The organism is Desulforamulus ruminis DSM 2154 (assembly GCF_000215085.1).
Taxonomy (GTDB): domain Bacteria; phylum Bacillota; class Desulfotomaculia; order Desulfotomaculales; family Desulfotomaculaceae; genus Desulfotomaculum; species Desulfotomaculum ruminis.
Map to the genome: position 1 here is coordinate 2,922,709 of NC_015589.1, position 14,176 is coordinate 2,936,884.

17 protein-coding genes are annotated in these 14,176 nt (G+C 43.9%); 11 read left to right on the plus strand and 6 right to left on the minus strand.

Going from position 1 to position 14,176, the window contains the following annotated elements; genetic code table 11:
- Nucleotides 1-132 precede the first annotated feature (132 nt).
- Nucleotides 133-588, minus strand: coding sequence for a hypothetical protein (locus DESRU_RS14480; RefSeq protein WP_013842826.1), 456 nt, complete (start codon nucleotides 586-588; stop codon nucleotides 133-135).
- Between the two features lie 264 nt (nucleotides 589-852).
- Between DESRU_RS14480 and DESRU_RS14485 the strand changes: the two genes are divergently transcribed.
- On the plus strand, nucleotides 853-1,845 hold the full coding sequence (locus tag DESRU_RS14485) for a Fic family protein (RefSeq protein ID WP_013842827.1): 993 nt from the start codon (nucleotides 853-855) through the stop codon (nucleotides 1,843-1,845).
- A complete protein-coding gene (locus DESRU_RS14490) occupies nucleotides 1,842-2,693 on the plus strand; it encodes a tyrosine-type recombinase/integrase (protein ID WP_013842828.1) in 852 nt (283 codons plus the stop codon). Before DESRU_RS14485 ends, DESRU_RS14490 begins: the two co-directional genes overlap by 4 nt.
- A 103-nt stretch (nucleotides 2,694-2,796) precedes the next feature.
- Here the strand turns inward: DESRU_RS14490 and DESRU_RS14495 are convergent, their stop codons facing one another.
- Nucleotides 2,797-3,993 (minus strand): copper amine oxidase N-terminal domain-containing protein, encoded by a 1,197-nt coding sequence (locus tag DESRU_RS14495; RefSeq protein WP_143758794.1) that lies wholly within the window; start codon nucleotides 3,991-3,993, stop codon nucleotides 2,797-2,799.
- A gap of 156 nt (nucleotides 3,994-4,149) precedes the next feature.
- Here DESRU_RS14495 and DESRU_RS14500 point away from each other — a divergent pair, with 156 nt between their 5' ends.
- Nucleotides 4,150-4,569, plus strand: a complete 420-nt coding sequence (locus tag DESRU_RS14500) for a MarR family winged helix-turn-helix transcriptional regulator (RefSeq protein ID WP_013842830.1) — start codon at nucleotides 4,150-4,152, stop codon at nucleotides 4,567-4,569.
- Nucleotides 4,570-4,632: 63 nt separating this feature from the next.
- On the plus strand, nucleotides 4,633-5,184 hold the full coding sequence (locus DESRU_RS14505; RefSeq protein ID WP_013842831.1) for a DUF2269 family protein: 552 nt from the start codon (nucleotides 4,633-4,635) through the stop codon (nucleotides 5,182-5,184).
- 167 nt (nucleotides 5,185-5,351) lie between these two features.
- Here DESRU_RS14505 and DESRU_RS14510 read toward each other — a convergent pair whose 3' ends face one another.
- Nucleotides 5,352-6,218 (minus strand): GIN domain-containing protein, encoded by an 867-nt coding sequence (locus DESRU_RS14510; protein WP_013842832.1) that lies wholly within the window; start codon nucleotides 6,216-6,218, stop codon nucleotides 5,352-5,354.
- 267 nt (nucleotides 6,219-6,485) lie between these two features.
- Here DESRU_RS14510 and DESRU_RS14515 point away from each other — a divergent pair, with 267 nt between their 5' ends.
- From DESRU_RS14515 to DESRU_RS14530, 5 genes are all read left to right on the plus strand, one after another.
- The gene (locus DESRU_RS14515) at nucleotides 6,486-6,980 is read left to right on the plus strand and encodes a hypothetical protein (RefSeq protein WP_041275442.1); all 495 of its coding nucleotides are present in this window, start codon (nucleotides 6,486-6,488) and stop codon (nucleotides 6,978-6,980) included.
- 175 nt (nucleotides 6,981-7,155) lie between these two features.
- Entirely contained in the window at nucleotides 7,156-7,803 is a 648-nt protein-coding gene (locus tag DESRU_RS14520) for a sensor histidine kinase (protein WP_187290580.1), read from the plus strand.
- Nucleotides 7,800-8,396, plus strand: coding sequence for an accessory gene regulator ArgB-like protein (locus DESRU_RS14525; RefSeq protein ID WP_013842835.1), 597 nt, complete (start codon nucleotides 7,800-7,802; stop codon nucleotides 8,394-8,396). The genes DESRU_RS14520 and DESRU_RS14525 overlap by 4 nt, the downstream gene beginning before the upstream one ends.
- Nucleotides 8,397-8,417: 21 nt before the next feature.
- On the plus strand, nucleotides 8,418-8,540 hold the full coding sequence (locus DESRU_RS20360; RefSeq protein WP_013842836.1) for a cyclic lactone autoinducer peptide: 123 nt from the start codon (nucleotides 8,418-8,420) through the stop codon (nucleotides 8,538-8,540).
- 61 nt (nucleotides 8,541-8,601) lie between these two features.
- On the plus strand, nucleotides 8,602-9,288 hold the full coding sequence (locus tag DESRU_RS14530) for a LytR/AlgR family response regulator transcription factor (RefSeq protein ID WP_143758795.1): 687 nt from the start codon (nucleotides 8,602-8,604) through the stop codon (nucleotides 9,286-9,288).
- A gap of 26 nt (nucleotides 9,289-9,314) precedes the next feature.
- Here the strand turns inward: DESRU_RS14530 and DESRU_RS14535 are convergent, their stop codons facing one another.
- Nucleotides 9,315-9,596, minus strand: a complete 282-nt coding sequence (locus tag DESRU_RS14535; RefSeq protein WP_013842838.1) for a hypothetical protein — start codon at nucleotides 9,594-9,596, stop codon at nucleotides 9,315-9,317.
- A 391-nt stretch (nucleotides 9,597-9,987) separates the two neighbouring features.
- On the opposite strand from DESRU_RS14535, the gene DESRU_RS14540 reads away from it, so the two are divergent.
- Together DESRU_RS14540 and DESRU_RS14545 are read left to right on the plus strand one after the other, a co-directional pair.
- On the plus strand, nucleotides 9,988-10,407 hold the full coding sequence (locus tag DESRU_RS14540; RefSeq protein ID WP_013842839.1) for an EamA family transporter: 420 nt from the start codon (nucleotides 9,988-9,990) through the stop codon (nucleotides 10,405-10,407).
- Nucleotides 10,408-10,477: 70 nt separating this feature from the next.
- A complete protein-coding gene (locus DESRU_RS14545) occupies nucleotides 10,478-11,950 on the plus strand; it encodes an aminotransferase class I/II-fold pyridoxal phosphate-dependent enzyme (protein ID WP_013842840.1) in 1,473 nt (490 codons plus the stop codon).
- A gap of 3 nt (nucleotides 11,951-11,953) precedes the next feature.
- Here the strand turns inward: DESRU_RS14545 and DESRU_RS14550 are convergent, their stop codons facing one another.
- Nucleotides 11,954-12,889, minus strand: a complete 936-nt coding sequence (locus tag DESRU_RS14550; protein ID WP_013842841.1) for a VanW family protein — start codon at nucleotides 12,887-12,889, stop codon at nucleotides 11,954-11,956.
- A 318-nt stretch (nucleotides 12,890-13,207) separates the two neighbouring features.
- Nucleotides 13,208-14,170 (minus strand): stalk domain-containing protein, encoded by a 963-nt coding sequence (locus tag DESRU_RS19965; protein ID WP_013842842.1) that lies wholly within the window; start codon nucleotides 14,168-14,170, stop codon nucleotides 13,208-13,210.
- Nucleotides 14,171-14,176 lie beyond the last annotated feature (6 nt).

Below are 14,176 nucleotides of genomic sequence, written 5' to 3' on the forward strand. Positions count from 1 at the left end.
TTATGTCGTAAATTTTTAAATAAATCAACTATTAATCTATTAAATATGTCCCTTTCATTCCGTTGAGCAAAATCAGGGCAGAAAATGGCTTACCGCATTTTCTGCCCTGATGGATTGCAAGTCCCTAACGGGTTATGCCGTTGTTCTTTCCCGGGGCCATTCCGCCGCTGGGTCTCTATCAAATTCAAGGCCGATCAAAGCAATGGAATCATCATAAATATCCGGGCTGCATTGTTCCTTGAACCGTAAAATCACCCCGAACATCGGTGATTTTTTATTCATTTCCTGCAATTGCTCCAAAATCTGCCCGGCCCGATTCCTTAAAAAACGGATGGCAAAGCTAACGCCGTCACAGAAAGTCAGATGGAGCAAATAAGCGTCTTCCTTTTGATGGTACTCCCAGCGGTAGTCAAACTTCCCTGTGTGGGCGGGAGCAATGCGGTTGTTGGGCTGGATGCATTGATAGGCCTTGGCAAAGTCCGGATGTTCTAAAATGATCCCAACGGTCTCCTTGGCCTTTCTGGGTTTAATCATGCCGATATTGCCCCCGATGGGTTCAATAATTTTGATCTTTTCTTCGGTGGTCATCCGAGGTTCCTCCTTACAGGCGTTTCTAACAGTATTTTGTCCACTGCCATTTATAATACCTATTTAAGCCTAAAAAAACAACCTTTGCCTCCTCCCCTTGTTGGAACGGTATTGTTTATTCCCGGAAATAATATTTCTTTTAATTATTGTTTTATTACCGAGAATACGGTAAAATTAACCATATATTAATTGCCGAGAATACGTATAATGTTATAAACTGTCGGCAATGTGGAATGAGCCATACCTTAATAGAAGGTGCTAATTATGATTGATAATAAAAAGTTATCCCCGGATAGTGCTGCAAGTCCACGTCCGGGCAATAAACCGTTTTATATAAAGCCAAATTGCCGGAAATGTGGTGCCGAACTGGTATTGCTAGATACTTTTTGGAACCCGGATAAACCACAAGAAGAAATTTGGCATGATGAATTTATTTGCCCAGTATGCGAAGATGGTATCTATATGGATTGGCCGGAGGAATCTGAAATGGAATTTAAAAATATAGAACTATTTGAAAGAATTGATAAAAAGAAAAAATTATTAGATGATAGCAGACCGCTCCCTCCCGAAGTAGTTGAAAATCTAAGAGAATATTTGCTGATAGACTGGACTTATAACAGCAACGCCATTGAGGGCAATACCTTAACCTTGTTGGAAACCAAGGTTGTACTAGAAGGAATTACAATTGGGGGTAAATCCTTACGTGAACACTTTGAGGTAATTAACCATAAGGAAGCAGTTCTCTATGTTGAGGAACTGATAGCAAATAAAGAGTCCTTAACAGAGCATGTTATTAAGCAACTCCATTACCTGATATTAAAGAATATTCGTGACCGAGATGCCGGAAAATACCGTGAAGTTAATGTATTTATTACCGGCAGTAAACACGTACCCCCGATGAACAGCTTGGTACCGCCGCGTATGAGAGAACTTATCGACTGGTTATATTCGGGAGAGGTCAAAGATCTTCATTCTATCGAAAAGGTTGCTAGATTTCATCATGATTTTGTATACATTCATCCTTTTATTGACGGTAATGGACGTACAGGAAGATTACTTATGAACTTGCTTTTGATGCAAGACGGCTATCCAGTTGCAGTAATAAAAACTGCAAAAAGGCACGAGTATTATAAAGCTTTAGAAAAAGCAAGTATTGATAATGATTACACAGACATTATCACTTTGATTGCCGAGGAAGTTGAAAATTCCTTAGACCTTTTTATTAAAGCATTAGGTATCGGCGAGGATAAGTTATGAGAAACGCTTATGTAATATGGCTTAAAAATGAGGGCAAAAGTGATAAGACTATAAATGAATACCCTGCAATGCTTCAAAAACTGATAAATTGGTTTGAAAATACCGAGGGTGACAGATTTGAGCCAAACAAGATAACAACTTTATCTATTCATGAGTTTATTTCTTTTTTGGACAAGGTTGAGAAATATGAGCCTGCATATATAAATAAAATACTGGCATCGCTTAAGACTTTTTATAAATATGCCGCTGAGACCGGCCTGGTTATTTATAACCCCACTATAAAAGTGAAAATGAAAAGAACGATGAAACAGTATGCCGCTCCTAAATGGCTAACTAAAAAGGAAGCCTCCAAATTTTTTCAGGCTATAGAGCAAGAAAAAAACATAAAAAGAAAAAGCCGAAACTTGGCAATATGCAGGCTTATGGCCGGAGCCGGTTTAAGAGTTCAGGAAGTATCCGATCTTAACACTATTGATGTCTGCATTGAAAAACGCAGGGAGAATGTTACTGTTCGTGGCGGCAAGGGCAGTAAATTTAGAATAATACCTTTGAATAGCGACACGGTTGAAAGCCTTAAAAATTGGTTTAAATACAGAGAAGATTCTAGTAACAATGAAGCCCTATTTATAAGTGAACGAAATACAAGGATGTCGGATAGGACGATAAGGCATATGGTTACTAAATATGCTAAGGATGCAGGACTTAAGGATGTTTCACCCCATACTCTAAGGCACACATTTTGTAAGAGCCTTGCAGATCAAGGATTCAGGCTGGAACGTATTGCCTATCTGGCAGGCCACGAAAGTCTTGAAACTACAAGAAGGTATACACGGCCCGGGGCAAGGTAAAAAACGGGTACTATTGGCCTTAGCGCATCGTTAAAATGTTGACCTTACCCTATAACTAAAAAGAAACCTCTGCGGAAACAAAGGTTTCTCTTCCCCCTCTATACTATTGTATGATGACCGCCTGGCTTTCCGGCTCCCATCCCGCATAGCGGCCAAAGGCCTCCGCCACATAACGGGCGGGCAGATAGACCCTGCCATCCCGGATCTGCGGGCCGACATCCATGGTAACCGGTGTGCCGCGAGTCTCCAACTGGTTGCTGCCCACTGTCAGCACTGCGGTTTGCTCCCCTTTGTTCAGCGTCACCCGCTGGGTCTCTTCATCCCACTGGATGTCGCTGATGCCCAGAGATTCGGCCAGGTATCTTACGGGTATAAAGGTTCTGCCCTGTTCACTGTAAGGGGCTGCGTCCATTTCAATGACCCTCTCCCCTACGGCATAGCTCCTTTGTCCCAGTTTAAAAGTGACCGGGCCGCCCTGGGGAACCGGCGCCTTGGGCGTCAAGCCGCTGATATCCACAATCTCCGGATAATAATCCAGGGAGGTTTTTACCACGATGGAGGAATTCCCGGGATCATTTTCATCCATATTATTGGATTTGTGAACCTGCTCCGGGGCCGGTACCCACCGGACAAAGGATTCGCCGGGTTTTTGCAGGGACACTGCCTCCCAGCGGTTGTTTTTGGTAAACCCTCCGGCTTCATAGGTCATCAAGCTGGTCACCCGGCGAAAAACCTGCTGCCTGCCTTCTACATTGGCACCCGGCATCTTCATGCGGATGATTTCAAAGCCGGGAATTTCAAATACGACCTCGTCGTCCTTTTCCACCCGCAGGGTCATGGTCACGGTACTGCCGTCGGGGAAAAGCATGTCGGGGCCCCTTTGATACCAGGGCATGATTCTGAAGTTATGCCATTTTTCATTGGAGCCATATTCCTCAAAGGCCCCGTGATAATTGGTCCCGGCAAATACAGACCAGCGGTTTGCGGGCAGATCGTAAAGGTCTTTATGCACCCCGATCTCCAAACTATTGCCGTTGGCTGTTTCAATTCCCAGATAGTTGTAGGCCGCCCCGGCCTCCTGAATCCCGCTGACATCCTGCCCCTGAGGCAGGACCAGGGTGGCGGTGACGGCGTTATAGCCAATTTGATTCTCATCCAGCTCGGTCTTTACCCGGTACCCGGGACTAAAAATGGTCTCTCCGGCAAAGCCATAAGGGCAAGAAAGCAAACCTAATCCCAGGATCAGTCCCGCAATCCCAAGAATTCTTAGCAACCGCTTCATCACCAACAACCTTTCCATAATTAACAAATCTTTCTATGGTAAGAAAATTCTATGGAGCAGGGCAAAACTCCTTTTTAACCCACTGCAAAAACGCTTAATCTTCCTTATCTTGACAGTCAGTCAAATTTTCTATATACTTGTCGTGACATATAAACCAACTCAGGGAGTGTATGGATGGATATTAGTAATTCCTTAGGCTTTATCCTCAACAAGACCAACAGCAAGTTAAAAAATGAACTGCTGCAGCATTTTAAGCAATATGACGTTACTCCCGAGCAGTGGGGCATTTTAAACCGGCTCTGGGATCAGGAAGGTCTCTCACCCAAGGAATTATCCGAGTTGAATTATAAGGATTTCCCCAACACCATCCGTATTCTGGAGAAACTTGAAAAAAAGGAACTGATTATTAAGAAAGAAAATCCTTTGGATAAAAGATCCTCCTTGATTTTTTTAACGGATAAAGGACGCAGCCTGGAACACATATTGCCCCCCCTGGCCACTCAGATTTTAAAAAGAGCTTTAAAAGGAATTGATAAGGAAAAAGAACAGGAACTGAAGTTTTTATTAAATAAGATCTACAGTAATTTAGAATAACAAATTTTTTTGCTTAATTAGCTGTCATGACAAGTTCTATTCAATAAAGGGAGGCTACAGACCATGAAAAAGTTAAGTTTAAAAGGGAAAAACACCCTCAAGGGCCTGCACCTCTTCTTCACCTGTATCTGGGTCGGCGGAGCCACTTCCCTGGTGCTGCTGAATTTCCTTTCCCACCCGGCTACCGGAGATGAAATTTACGCTACCAACGCAGCCATTAAACTCATTGATGACTTTGTTATCATTCCCGGCGCCCTAGGAAGCCTGTTTACGGGATTGCTGCTCTGTTGGCTGACCCACTGGGGATTTTTTAAGTTTAACTGGATCAATGTAAAGTGGGTGGTGACCATTCTTCAGATCCTGTTCGGCACCTTCGTGCTGGGTCCCTGGGTTAACGGCATGGAAGCCCTGTCCGAGGTAAAACGTTTTTTCGTGCTGCAGGACGCCACTTACCTCCACTACAAACAAATGAATCTTTACTTTGGCTTGCTTCAGACACTGGTCCTCATCCTGGTGGTATTTATATCCGTATTTAAACCCTGGGGCAAACGGGGAAAAGAAAGCGGCAAAAAAGCAGCCGTTGCAAATGAACAGCCCCTTATTTACAAGAAATAAAAAAGAATAGAACACGGATTATACGGATTTACGCGGATTTTAAAATATAAATCATTAATCCGTGCAATCCGAAAAATCCGTGTTCTATTCTAATTGACCGGTTGTTGTGTTATCTTCCTATTCTATAACCGCTATTAAAAATTAGTTTTGCCATACTTCCTTTTTATTTAAGCTCGTCCTCGTTTTAAAACAATAATCTTCCCGGGTCCCTGGTGCGCCTCCAGGGAATGTTCCAATATATGTCCCACCACAATATCGCCGGTTCCCTTTAACAGCAGTTCCGCCCGTTCTACGGTAACGCCGGCCACCAGGCTGCCGGACCCGGAAACCTCGGCCTGCATTTCCTTAAAGCTGCCGGTCGTCACCGCCACGTCGCCGGTTCCGGCAACATTCACCTTTAAAGTCTGCCGGACCTGTTCGACATAAACCCTGCCGCTGCCCTGCATGTGAATCTCCGCAGCCCCCGCCTCCTGACAGTCCAGCCGCATGCTCCCCCGGATAACGGCCTGCAGGCGATCCAGCGGCACGCCAATAATCCCCCGGCCCCGGCCTGTGCTATCCAGGGTAAGGGATACCGGCCGAGGAACCTTAATCAACAATCTTCCCTCAATGGGTTCATGGCCCGGGCTACCCCAATGCCCACTGCTGCTCTCACAGGTTAAAGGCAGATGGATGCTGAGGCAGCCTTGTCCTTCCACCGTCACCCGGATAGCCCCATGAAACCCTTCCGTACCCATAACCTCCAGCAGGGCATAGGGTTGGGAATGGAGTTGTATTTCAAAGAAAAGGTGATTGCCGGAAAAAATCATCTCCCGGCAGTCCTCGATCTTATATTCCCTGTTTTTCATTTCACCGCCTAATTCTTTATAAAAAACAGGCCGGAATTTGATTTCCCCCGGTCCGCAGTTTTTTACGCTTTTTAACTTTAAATCGGCAGTACTGCCGTCCTCAAACCAGGCCCTGCTGCCGGCCACAATGCTGACTTCCTTTTGACTTAAAACCATTAAGTCCTGGTATTGATGAACCTGCCTCAATGTTCTTCCCTCCATCATCCATCCGTAAGCCGGATGCCGCCGCGCTTTAAAAGAAGTGATTTGTCACTAAAAACTGTCTGTGCGTAATTGAATTTCTATGGGTTAATCGCGCTGAAGTAATTCAGCAAATACCTAAATTATATTATAAAACCTTAGATTTTTATGGGCATTTTAGGGTAAAAAAGAGGCATCTTAAGAAGGTAATAAAGGAAATATGTAGAAATAGTTGAAAAATTATTATTTAAAATTGGGGTGGTGAACGTGTTTATGGATAAAGTGCCGTTAATGGTCCTCATTTTTTATTCCATACCGGAAAGTTTGCTGATATTTACTTTCGGATACGTCATTTTGGGGTACCCAATAAAAACGCGTCCAATTATCTTAGCCACCCTGATTTCTGTGCCCGCTAGTTATTTTGCAAGGCTTTTGCCCTTCCCATTTGGTGTTCACTCTGTAATAGGTTTATTTGTAATTTTTATGTTATTTATACTTATTTGTAAATTTCCTGCTATACAAGGTCTAATCGCTTCTCTCCTTAGTTTAAGTACCTTGATAGCATTAGATAATTCAATCTATTCTATAGTACAGATATTGCTTGGCACAACAATAAGGGAACTTTGGGCAATGAAACCAATAGTAAGAACGCTCTCTGGATATTCACATTTACTGGCTTTCGCCTTGATTACAATCTTTATTTACAAGAAAAAACTATTTCTAGGAGGATTTCAGAATGGGGCTGAGAATAGAAACCAAGATTCTTGAAAGGATGACTATATTCGTATTTATGGTAACCCTTTTTATTTCAATTGGTTCTAAAACAATAATGTTTTATTATCCATATAACTTTGTTATTTATTTTATTTTGTTAATGGCTTTTTGTAATTTCATTTTTGCTGTTTTTGTTATTAAATGGTTATCTACCGTTAAATATTTAGGTATGAAACTTGACACGCAGAAACATAGTTTAAATTATATGGAAGAAGCCGTGAAAATTATGCGCTCCGAACGGCACGAATACCTCAACCACCTGCAGACCATTATGGGCTTAATTTTAAGCGGCGACCATAAGGAAGCCATGACTTACCTCAAGGATATGGGCGCCGAGTGCCGCTTCAACAGTCAGGTACTGTCGGTCTCCAATCCATCTTTGAGGGTACTGCTGCAAAATAAGCGGCAGTCCGCCCTAATCAAGGGTATTGAATTAAAACTGACCATCCAAAGCGATTTAAAACAATTGAAGCTAACACCCACCGACACCACCACCATCTTTGGCAATCTGCTGGACAATGCCATGGACTGCATCGTAAACGCCAAGGACAACAGCAGTAGAAAATTAATTCACCTTAAAGTGACCGAGGTGGCGGATGATTACGTCTTTACCATTGAAGATTCCGGGCCGCCCATTGAACCCCACATTCTGGCGGAAATTTTCAAAATAGGATTTTCCACTAAAGGTACAGGACGGGGATTTGGCTTGGCCCTGGTAGAAAGTACCATTCAAAGATACCAGGGTACCATCCATTACGGTGTGAACGGTGCCAAAGGTTTTACCGTTACCTTTCCCCAGCAGGGGGTTGCGGCATGATTCACGGCTGGTCCGTCCATCTTGCTCAATACCTGGGAACTGAACTGAACCTGGACCACCGGAAGGTAGCGGTGGTTGCCTACGGTCTGGAAGTGATTATTGGCGCTCTTATAAAATTAGCAGTGTTTGTCCTTGTTCCTTCCATCCTTGGCGTTTTTAAATTGTTTGCCTTTGCACTAATCAGTTCCGCCATTCTGAGGCTGCCTTCCGGCGGGGTACATAACAACGCCTATTACAAATGTTTACTCAGCACATTAACGTTTTTTTTAATCATTGCTTTTACAGCCAAGGGGCTGGCCGTTTATCCTTTACCTTTAAATGTCTTCGCCTTCCTGATACTGCTCTTGGCTTTTCTGGTCTTTATAAAATTAGCGCCGGTGGATAACCAAGAAAAGCCTATTAAAAGTGAAGCCCGCAGAAAGCGTTTGAAGTTTATCTCCTGTTCCCTCCTGGTGGGCTACGGCGTCATTTTTTTTCTCTGGAGCCCGGAGCAGGATATTATGCTGGCCTTCCTGCTGGCTGTACTCTTCCACACCTTTACCCTGACGAAAATGGGCCATGCTCTATTTAAGGCCATTGACAATTTAATTTAATAAAAGAAAGGAGGGTATACCGTGAAACGATTTTTGTTAAACCTGTGTGTTTCCCTGGCGCTGGTAATTTCCTATATTGGCATTTATCCTACCAGTTGGTTTACTTCGTACCAACCAGAAGTACCCGAAGAACTGCTTAGATAACACTAGAACATTATGGACAAGGAACACCTCCTTGTCCATGATCCATCCAAGGGGGATTCAGGTGAGAGCATTCATTGTTGAGGATAACCCTGTGCAGAGGAAATATCTAAAAACACTCCTTTTTGAACAAAATGTGCGGGTGGTGGGAGAGGCCGCCACCGGCGAGGATGCGGTCAGGCAGATTGCCCGGCTGCAGCCGGAAGTAGTGTTTTTGGATATTGCCCTGCCGGAGAGCAGCGGCATGGAGGTAGGGTGGAAAATTGACAGCAACATCCACAAAGTTTTTGTAACGGGACACCACCACCACGCTCTCAAAGCCTTTGAGCTGGGCTCCCTGGATTATCTGCTGAAGCCGGTAAGCCCGGAGCGGCTGGAAATCACTCTGAAGCGCCTGCGCAAAATTATTAAACAAACGCACCAAAAACTGATTCTAAATTTGAAAAGCTCTACCATTGCCCTGGATATTCAGCAAATTCTGTTTATTGAAAAAATGCCTATTTTAAAAAAGGTGACCTTCCACACCCTGGACGGGGAATGCTCTATTTCCGGCACCCTGAATGAATATGAAGCACGGTTAAAAAATCTAGGTTTTGCCCGCACTCATAATAGCTTTATTGTCAATGTGAATAAAATAAAAAGGCTGCTTCCCAGCGGGGATAAATCCTACATCATTAAATTACATCATACGGCCAAAGAAGTGCCCCTCAGCCGCAAATACGCCCCCATGCTCAAGCCCCTGCTTTACTAACCGGGCCGGAAGGATCGCGTCGGGTGTTAAAAATTAAGGTTGATGGTGGTCAGTTCCGCCATAAGGTTCTCAAGGGACCCTACAATTTCTGTGGTGGTCCCTTCTTTACTTTTTTCAATTAAAAGAACCTTTCTCTTTTTAATTTCCGCATAATAGCACACAGAACCTGTCCCCCTGCCCTTCAGTTCAACGATCATCATGCCCTGGTTGCGGTAGCCCAGGTTATAAACCTTTTGCAAAAAGGCCCGGGGGCAGTAGGGCTTGGGATCCTGACTTTTTATTTGAAAAAGCCTTTCAACGATGGTCATAGAACCACATCCAAACCAAATTTATATATTTTAAAAATTATATTATAAATGCTTCTTAAATTAAAGGAAAAAACAAATTGTCATTAAAAGGAGAAGCGATTTATCATAAATCGTTGCAAAAACGCCAGAACATCATAATGCATTATTTAAAATCATCTTGAGCAACGAGATTTGCAGCATCTGCCGGCAATTTACGAAAAAATGGCCCGGATTGGTGAAAAGACCGATCCCCCATAAGATGCAATATAAGCCTCCGTTTTCTCAGAACGGGGGCCTTTTTATTTTGTATAATACAAGGCCTAAAATTCTTGCCCCAATGCTTTTGGCAGTCTTTTTAAATAAATTTTGACATATAAAATATATTGGAAATATTTTATAAATGAGGTATAAAATGGTCCTTTTATATGCAATATTCGGCATGTTTTGCTGGGGATTAGCCCCTTTATTTGGCAAGCTGGGAATGTACAACGTACATCCTCTCACGGCCCTTTCCTTAAGAACCATGATTGCCGCCACACTGGTGCTGGGTTGGTTGGTGGGCTCCCGGGGCTTTTCACAAATTTTTCAGATCCCCCCGCTGTTGTGGGTTTTTATAGGCATTGAGGCGATTCTGGCCACCTTGGTGGGGGATTTAGCTTATTTTTTTGCCTTGAAAAAGGGCAACATCAACGAAGTAACCTTAATTATGGCTTGCTCCCCGCTGGTGACCATGCTTTTCAGCTTCTTTTTTCTCAGTGAGATTGTAACGGGATATCAACTTCTAGGGGCATTGTTTATCACTATTGGTCTGGTATTTATAAGTATTTCCTAAGTTTTATGTCTCTTCACTTTTTAATTCCCCATTGCATATAACATATTAATGAAATCTGGGGGAATTTAAAATGAATACAACATTCACCACTCCCATCATCGACGCATTAAAGGGATATATCGAGGATCAAACGGTGCGATTTCACATGCCTGGTCATAAAGGATGCCAGGTTCTTAAAAATCCTGCTCTAGCGTTATTGGGAGAGAATGCCTATCGTACGGATGTCACCAATGTGCCCGGTATGGACGATTTACATCAGCCCCACGGTATTATCCGTGAGGCAGAGCGGTTGGCTGCCGAGTTATTTGGGGCTGAACAGACCTATTTTCTCATCAACGGAAGTTCCTGCGGACTCCAGGCCCTGATCATGGCGGCTTGCAATCCCGGTGATAAAATACTGGTTCCCCGCAATATACACCGCTCTATTTTAAGCGGTATTATTTTAAGCGGAGCAATACCGGTTTTTTTTCTGCCGGAATACAGCCGGGAATATGGGATTCCCCTGGGAACGTCTCCAGAGACTGTTGACCGCTGTTTAGCAGGCAATCCGGACGCCAAAGCCGTTTTACTGGTTTACCCCACTTACCAGGGAGTTATTTCCGATGTTAAAACCATTGCCCAAGTCGTACATAGGTATAACATTCCTCTATTAATTGATGAGGCACACGGCCCACACTTTTGTTTTCATGAGGATTTGCCCATAACGGCTTTGGAGGCCGGGGCGGATGCTTCGGTTCAGGGGACTCATAAAATGCTGGCCTCCTTTACTCAGGCTTCCATGCTGCATGTAAAAGGAAATCGCCTGGACAGGCAAAGGCTGGAAGCATCCCTTAAGCTCTTGCAAAGCACCAGCACTTCTTATTTACTGCTGGCTTCCCTGGATGGAACCCGGGCTCAAATGTCCGGCTACGGCAGGGAACTGATGGGCAGTGCCCTGCAGTTATCCGGGTTTTTACGCAAAGAAATAAAAAAAATCCCCGATTATAATGTACTGGGGGAGGAAATGATTGGCGGGCCGGGTGTTTTTGGGCTGGATCCTACCAAAATAAATATCTCCTTAAAAAATCTTAGAATCAGTGGTCTTTGGGCGGAACAATGGTTAAGGAAGCATCACCAAATTCAAGTGGAAATGTCTGATGTGTTTAATCTGCTTCTTTTAGTGACTTGCGGTAATTGGTTGAGTGATGCCAATAAAATGCTTTATGCTTTAAGGGATATGATTCAGCATATTCGGCTACATCCGGAGGTAACCGGTCCGTACACGGAAATACAAGATGTAAATCCCTTTCCTTTCATCCCGGAAATGATGGTCCCGCCCAGGGAGGCTTTTTTAGCCTCAACGACGCCCCTTTTATTGGAGGAAGCCATGGGGAGCATCAGTGCTGAAGTGATCACTTGTTATCCACCCGGAATTCCCGTTATTTGTCCCGGGGAAAAATTTAGCCAAGAGATTATTGCTTATCTGTCCGTCATGAGAACTCTTGGCATTCATTTCCAAGGATGCTCGGATGCCGGCTTAAAAACCGTGCTTACTTTAAAATAAAGATTATTTTTTCAGGGGTCCGTGCTCAATAATGCACGGACTTGCGCTATACCAGCTCATGCCGCGGTTTTTGGTTAACTTTGTTTTATCGGGGTATTCCACCGTTACCCAGGATCGTACAATCAATCCTTCTTGTCCCGGCAGTGCTATTTTTTCCTCTCCTGAGGGCAGATTAGGGTTTAGTTTTTCAGTGAACCAGTAGTTATGTCGTTTAAGAACCCGATGATGCCAGGTAACTTTCGGTGGTTTTTTCGTACCATACAAAGCCATATAAACGGTATTGCCAACCTTCTGGGACCAGATCATCACGGATCCACCGGTGTCATTTAAAAACCGCAAATCTTTAACCCCGCAAAAAACCGTGGCGTCTTGTCCCGGAGGAACGTAGGGTACGGTCATGGAGTGGGGGTAGCGCATGATGATTTGCAAATCGCTTAGGGTAGCTACATTGTACAATAAAGAAGCAATCTTACAGACACCGCCGCCTACGGTGGTTGTCACTTTACTGCCGGCGTAAGTGGGCCCCGCCTGGTAGCCTTTACTTTGGGTGTAGGGACCCAAAGTCTGGTTCTGAGAAAATACCGCACCCGCTTTTATTACTGTGCCTGCCAACTTACTGGCCGCAAGACCAATATTATATTCTTCTCCCGGCAAAGGATCATGCAGGGCAGCCTTATAAGCCGCCATCTTAATGGGCGTGTTGTTTTTTTGCATGCCCTCTAAAAATACTTGTTCATTCTCCCAGGGCAGCGGTCCTTCATAAGTCTGATCCATTCCTTTAAATTGATTATAAATATCCTCTGCAAATACGCCTCTTTCCTCTTTTTCAATGGGGGAGGTTGTTTCTGCAAAAAGAGTTGTGGGCTGAAACAGACTAAAAGTAAACAAGAAGATTACACAGGTCATTTTAATTGGTCTGCTATGTAAAAGCTTTTTCACCTGAATCCTCCATTGTATATCCAGCACGGATGTGTAAGAGAGGAATGATCCGCACCGGTTGTTATTGAAGTTTGATTTTACATGGATAAAATGCCCGGAACCAACTTACCCCATACATCATCAAATCAGGCAATAGGTTAAACCGCTTTTCTCTGGTTTCCATCGTTTTTCCGGGCTCATGTACTTAATTGATGGGTAGAATGGTTATAAAAAAGAGGCTTCTCAAGATAGGTTCTAAGCCTATTGGAGAGACAGCCTCTTTTTCGCTAGCGTCTAATTATGTAAACAAGTTTTTATGGAATCAGCGGGCATTTGCCATTACCATTCTACCCCTACCCTCCCGGGGTTATTTTCTCTCTTTTTATATATCTCTTCAATTAATTCTTCCGCGTTAACATCTGTCCACCCTCCGGCTGCTGATTTTGAAATTTCAAGATCATCCTCGGTGATTTCCTCCGAAAGCAAAAACTCAACCTTCTGGGCTTGATACATTTTATCTTTAAAAGTATAGGTAATCTGTACCTCCCCAAGGAATCCGCCGATGGACAGGGTGGCAGGAACAGCAGCCTTTAACTGCTGATTTTCGGTATCAAAAAAATACCGCACGCCTGTAAACCCAACCTCCGTATACCATTTCTCCCGCTCAATGGCAATGTTCTCTTGGGCAATCATCGTTTGTTTATCCCCGATGGAAATTTCCACTCCGGTGGGTAAAATTTGTGTTTTTACATTCTTTAAAACAATGGGCATGGCATCCTCCACATATACCTCGCTAAGATCCTCCGTTAATACATGAACCTCACTGTCGTATACCCCGGTTCCATGGCCGGTGGTCAGGATCACCGTTAACTCTTTGCGTCCATCCCCGTTGAGATCACTAAAATAGATTTGGGGGAGAAAGTTGCTCTCATTATGCCAATAGGGAAAAGAACGAACGCAGTCCTTCATTTGCACTTTGAACTGTTCATAGTCCCCTTTATATTTCTTGGCATACAAGGTGACGTCTGCTCCCGGCAGGCTGGCAACCACCTGCTCCCGGGACTCTCCCGGATTGGCAATGGACAGGGTATGGTTCTGTTGATCCCACTGTACCTCCAGGTTTAAGGCAACATTTATGGATTCGATGGGCACCATGATCATGCCGCTAATGATTTGGGGGTGAAGATCCTGCTGGACTTCTTCTCCATTTACAATCAGCTTGATGGGTGTTTCAGCGAAGGCCGTACTGCCAAAAGTAACCAGCAGGCCAACCAGGCAAATAAAGATCCATCCTTTTTTCATGTAAAA

What these genes read in the sequence shown, in the direction of transcription:
- DESRU_RS14515 (WP_041275442.1), top strand. Translation starts at nt 6,486, where the DNA reads ATGGATAAAGTGCCGTTAATGGTCCTCATTTTTTATTCCATACCGGAA.
- DESRU_RS14495 (WP_143758794.1), bottom strand. Translation starts at nt 3,993, where the DNA reads ATGGAAAGGTTGTTGGTGATGAAGCGGTTGCTAAGAATTCTTGGGATT.
- DESRU_RS14505 (WP_013842831.1), top strand. Translation starts at nt 4,633, where the DNA reads ATGAAAAAGTTAAGTTTAAAAGGGAAAAACACCCTCAAGGGCCTGCAC.
- DESRU_RS14500 (WP_013842830.1), top strand. Translation starts at nt 4,150, where the DNA reads ATGGATATTAGTAATTCCTTAGGCTTTATCCTCAACAAGACCAACAGC.
- DESRU_RS14545 (WP_013842840.1), top strand. Translation starts at nt 10,478, where the DNA reads ATGAATACAACATTCACCACTCCCATCATCGACGCATTAAAGGGATAT.
- DESRU_RS19965 (WP_013842842.1), bottom strand. Translation starts at nt 14,170, where the DNA reads ATGAAAAAAGGATGGATCTTTATTTGCCTGGTTGGCCTGCTGGTTACT.
- DESRU_RS14490 (WP_013842828.1), top strand. Translation starts at nt 1,842, where the DNA reads ATGAGAAACGCTTATGTAATATGGCTTAAAAATGAGGGCAAAAGTGAT.
- DESRU_RS14525 (WP_013842835.1), top strand. Translation starts at nt 7,800, where the DNA reads ATGATTCACGGCTGGTCCGTCCATCTTGCTCAATACCTGGGAACTGAA.
- DESRU_RS14485 (WP_013842827.1), top strand. Translation starts at nt 853, where the DNA reads ATGATTGATAATAAAAAGTTATCCCCGGATAGTGCTGCAAGTCCACGT.
- DESRU_RS14540 (WP_013842839.1), top strand. Translation starts at nt 9,988, where the DNA reads ATGGTCCTTTTATATGCAATATTCGGCATGTTTTGCTGGGGATTAGCC.
- DESRU_RS14520 (WP_187290580.1), top strand. Translation starts at nt 7,156, where the DNA reads ATGAAACTTGACACGCAGAAACATAGTTTAAATTATATGGAAGAAGCC.
- DESRU_RS14535 (WP_013842838.1), bottom strand. Translation starts at nt 9,596, where the DNA reads ATGACCATCGTTGAAAGGCTTTTTCAAATAAAAAGTCAGGATCCCAAG.
- DESRU_RS14480 (WP_013842826.1), bottom strand. Translation starts at nt 588, where the DNA reads ATGACCACCGAAGAAAAGATCAAAATTATTGAACCCATCGGGGGCAAT.